This is a genomic window from Veillonella dispar, from assembly GCF_937975875.1.
In the GTDB taxonomy this organism is placed as follows: domain Bacteria; phylum Bacillota; class Negativicutes; order Veillonellales; family Veillonellaceae; genus Veillonella; species Veillonella dispar_B.
The window spans coordinates 1-3,777 of record NZ_CALJSP010000131.1; the positions used below are offsets into that span (position 1 = coordinate 1).

Consider the following 3,777-nt stretch of genomic DNA (forward strand, 5'->3'; position numbering starts at 1 on the left):
CATTAGTAGGACAAGCCGTTAAATAACCAAACCGTTCATCAAAAGCATATGGATATTTTGCTTCAATTGCCTTATCTATTTTTTTAGCATGTTCATAAGCTTCCTGTAATCGTAATCCTGAAACCATAGATTGAATTCGCAAATGGTCTTCTTCATTCACCATAATTACAATAGATGCATCGTCAGATACTACTAAATTGCGATATGGCAGTTTTTCTTCCAATGCAGGACTCATTAAATGTTTTTCTACTAATATGGCGCGCTCACGCTCGCTTAATTGCTCAAGATTAATATTGGAGTATTGATGTCCATCTGCTTCTTTTAAAGGTTGAAGCAAACCTCTAGAAATGGTATTTACCTTTTCTAAAGATGACTTATCATTACGATTTGTAAACAATATACCATCAAAATTTCGTGCTAATCGGATTCGACTAGATATGACAATATGATCGGTTGCGTCCGTATCATGTTGTAGCCATGGGCTTAAAGGAGAATCTAATATAGTATCTAACATAATAAGAACCTCCTATTCTTTATTGCCACCAATGATGGCTTCTAATTCTTTTATTTTATCTCTTAAGATAGCTGCATTTTCAAATTTCTCTGCTTGAATTGCCATCTCTAATTGATTACGCAATTGTTTAACTTCATACTTAGCTTTAAACACATTATTACCATGACTAGGAACTGACCCTTCATATTCAGAACTACCTTGCAAACGTTGTAATAACGGTTTTATTTCACTAGCAAAAGTTTCATAGCATGTATCACAACCAAACTTGCCTACCCGATTAAACTCATCATAGGTAATACCACATTGAGGACACCGTTTAGATTGATGAGATTTTAATAAATTATCAGGATAGACCATATTTTTAAAGAAATCATTGGTAAAAAAGCTATCATCCCACATATCATTCATAAAGGAACTATAGGGAGATAATTTTCCCTCTTGTTGTAGTGCTGTAGCACAAGTATTGCACAAATGTTGTTCCGTTTTCTGATTATTTACAATATTTGTCATATGGATAGTAGCTTCATTTTTATGGCAATGATCACATATCACTGATCATCACTCCTTCCGTAGTGTATCCACCATTGTTGCGTATAGCTCACGAATTGCATTATTTCGATGTTCAATATCCGTATTTTCAATCAATGTAGCAAAAGAATTATGCATCAATTGAGCCTCACGACGAGTAATTTTTTCTGCTTGTAGTAATTGAAATAATGATTGGTCTACATCTTTTATATCAATTAAATGATCTACTGTATTTTGACCTTCATAAATACGATAGGTTGTTACAGCTGGTAGAGAATCAGAACTTTCTGGATTTAATTTTGTGATTCGAATATATCCACCTAATCCACGTCTTGATTCAACATCAAATCCGCGTTCATTAGAAAATCGTGTACTTAGTACATAACTAATTTGCGATGGTGCACAATCTAGTTCATCGGCTAATTCGTTACGTTTTAAAATTAATTTCTCTTGTTCTTCACGCATACGATCCAATATAAACTTTTCTATTTTATCAGCTATCATACTCATAAAAAACACCTCTTTAACATTTTATTTAATATATATTTTGACTATTTGCTTTTTACATACATCTATTATATTTGACTTTTTGACTTTAGTCAATATAAAGGTCAAATTTCTATACTATACATTTGACCTTTTAATACATCCCCCTATAATTGGACTTAATCTTAAATTATAGGTATAATAAATGAGATATATTTTTATGAAAGAAGGTGTTGTTATGGCAGAAGCATTAGGACAAGAACTGTTAATTGATTTATATTCCTGCGATGAAGATGCAATTTCATCCGCTACAGCTGTACAAGAAAGTGTAGCAACTGCATTTGATTTAGCTGACCTTGATGTTGATGAAATCAGTTGTCAAGTTATGGACGAGGAGATCGCCCTCCTATCTGTTGCACCAGGCTTTCACTTTACATTGCACACATATCCTGCTCTAGGCTATGTGGCTGTTGATTTGTATTCTTTTGAGCAATCCTTACCGCTTACATTGATTATGAAAGCGTTGCGTAAGTCTTTCAGAGCTGAAAAGGTAAAAGCAACAAGTGTACAACGTGGCGACTTTGGTAACGAACGTGATATGAAGCCACGTCGCAAAACTAAGATTACTACACTTGGTCGTGTTTCTCGTACACGTATTCAACTCAAACAAACAGGCGGCAAATTGAAAAAACAAAGTGCTAAGGTTATCAAAACATTAGCTAAAAAAAGCGGCCTAAAAAAATAGTACAAAGGACTAACCTTATTGGTTAGTCCTTTTATTAGATAGATACAAAAAGGCTAGAGGAAATCCCTCTAGCCTTTTTAAGGTTAATATTTTATTTATAATAGCTTATCTACGAACCATCATTTCTTCAAGGTCAAGAACATCAGCAATTTCATCAACATCATCACAAATGTATTCTGCATCAGCTTCTTTTAGTTCAGCTTCTGTACCATAACCATATGTAACACCGATAGAAATACAACCAAGTTCGTTAGCTGCCTCTACATCATACTTACGATCGCCTACCATAAAGGCCAAACGACGACCATTTTCATCAGTTAAAGGATTGCCACAAAGTTTAAGAGCTTTTTCAAGAATCTCTTTCTTATGCAATAAACCACTTTCATAATTAGCACCTACAATTACATCAAAATAAGGTGTTAATTCAAAGTGATCTAAAATATCCTTAGCATAATGCTCAGGCTTTGCTGTAGCAACGGCAATAGTATATTGTTCTGTTTTGCATTTAGCCAACAAGTCTACAATATTCGGATACACTTGATTTTCAAATTTACCGATTGTACCATATCGTTCACGGAATTTAAAGTACGTTTCTTCCGCTTGGTCAAAGGTCATGCCACAATGCTCTTGAAAAGCATCTACCAATGGTGGTCCTAAAAATAATTGCAATGTTTCTTCATCAGGAACATCATAGCCAAAATGTTCCAATGCAAATTTAATACTTTTAAGAATACCTTCTTGAGAATCTGTTAAAGTTCCATCTAAATCAAATAATATTGTTTTCTTCATATTATTTCTTTAAAGCCTCTTTTAATGTATGCCATGCAATGTTTCTTAGTAGCAACAAACAGGACTTTCTTACCTGATTTTGCGATTTGTTTCAGTGCATCAGCAGCTTCATCTACTTTAGCAACTGTTTTATGGAGGTCAATGATATGGATACCATTGCGTTCCATGAAAATATAAGGAGCCATTGAGGGATTCCACTTTCTCTTAAGGTGTCCGAAGTGGCAACCGGCTTCCAATAATGTATCGAAATTAGTTCTAGACATTTTGTTATTCTTTAAATCGTTTACTTTCTTTTTTGTTTATCTCAACCAACCATCGGGTAGTCCGCTACCAAGTAGAGTCCCGCTGGTTTAGATACTAAACGCTTCTTAACCAGTTCCAAGTAAAACCGGATATTAACGTTTACTGAACTGGAATCTACGACGTGCTTTGGGCTGACCCGGTTTCTTACGTTCTACAGAACGAGAATCACGTGTCATGAAGCCTTCTGAACGAAGAGCTGTTTTATCTTCAGGGTTGATTTTAACCAGCGCACGGGCGATAGCCAGACGCAAAGCCTGTGACTGACCTGTAAAACCACCACCGTAAAGATTTACTTTGATATCATATTTTTCAGCAGCCTCCAGCTTGTTCAAAGGCTGTTTTACTACATACTGAAGAATAGTTGATGGAAAGTACTGTGCAAGGTCTCTCTTGTTAATAGTAATCTTTCCTG

5 protein-coding genes and 2 pseudogenes are annotated in these 3,777 nt (G+C 35.0%); 1 reads left to right on the top strand and 6 read right to left on the bottom strand.

Going from position 1 to position 3,777, the window contains the following annotated elements; all coding sequences use genetic code 11:
• From Q7P05_RS06285 to Q7P05_RS06295, 3 genes and pseudogenes are all read right to left on the bottom strand, one after another.
• Positions 1 to 514, bottom strand: a pseudogene (locus tag Q7P05_RS06285) (ATP--guanido phosphotransferase); the annotation flags it as partial.
• Between the two features lie 12 nt (positions 515 to 526).
• A complete protein-coding gene (locus tag Q7P05_RS06290) occupies positions 527 to 1,024 on the bottom strand; it encodes a UvrB/UvrC motif-containing protein (protein ID WP_303931146.1) in 498 nt (165 codons plus the stop codon).
• Positions 1,025 to 1,072: 48 nt separating this feature from the next.
• Entirely contained in the window at positions 1,073 to 1,552 is a 480-nt protein-coding gene (locus Q7P05_RS06295) for a CtsR family transcriptional regulator (RefSeq protein WP_303931148.1), read from the bottom strand.
• A gap of 214 nt (positions 1,553 to 1,766) precedes the next feature.
• Between Q7P05_RS06295 and Q7P05_RS06300 the strand changes: the two genes are divergently transcribed.
• Positions 1,767 to 2,273 carry an S-adenosylmethionine decarboxylase family protein gene (locus tag Q7P05_RS06300; protein ID WP_005386379.1) on the top strand — a complete coding sequence of 169 codons (507 nt, stop codon included), beginning with the start codon at positions 1,767 to 1,769 and terminating at the stop codon, positions 2,271 to 2,273.
• 105 nt (positions 2,274 to 2,378) lie between these two features.
• On the opposite strand, the gene Q7P05_RS06305 is transcribed toward Q7P05_RS06300, so the two are convergent.
• The 3 genes and pseudogenes from Q7P05_RS06305 to rpsI all read right to left on the bottom strand — a co-directional run.
• Positions 2,379 to 3,062 carry an HAD hydrolase-like protein gene (locus Q7P05_RS06305; RefSeq protein WP_119208029.1) on the bottom strand — a complete coding sequence of 228 codons (684 nt, stop codon included), beginning with the start codon at positions 3,060 to 3,062 and terminating at the stop codon, positions 2,379 to 2,381.
• Positions 3,063 to 3,103: 41 nt separating this feature from the next.
• Positions 3,104 to 3,325: pseudogene (gene rpsB, locus Q7P05_RS06310) on the bottom strand (30S ribosomal protein S2); the annotation flags it as partial.
• Positions 3,326 to 3,457: 132 nt separating this feature from the next.
• The coding region (gene rpsI, locus Q7P05_RS06315; RefSeq protein ID WP_303931153.1) for a 30S ribosomal protein S9 at positions 3,458 to 3,777 on the bottom strand (320 nt) is incomplete at its 5' end.

Bases quoted from the DNA above. Each gene is read 5' to 3' on its own strand.
- Q7P05_RS06290 (WP_303931146.1), bottom strand. From the start codon at position 1,024: ATGACAAATATTGTAAATAATCAGAAAACGGAACAACATTTGTGCAAT.
- Q7P05_RS06295 (WP_303931148.1), bottom strand. From the start codon at position 1,552: ATGAGTATGATAGCTGATAAAATAGAAAAGTTTATATTGGATCGTATG.
- Q7P05_RS06300 (WP_005386379.1), top strand. From the start codon at position 1,767: ATGGCAGAAGCATTAGGACAAGAACTGTTAATTGATTTATATTCCTGC.
- Q7P05_RS06305 (WP_119208029.1), bottom strand. From the start codon at position 3,062: ATGAAGAAAACAATATTATTTGATTTAGATGGAACTTTAACAGATTCT.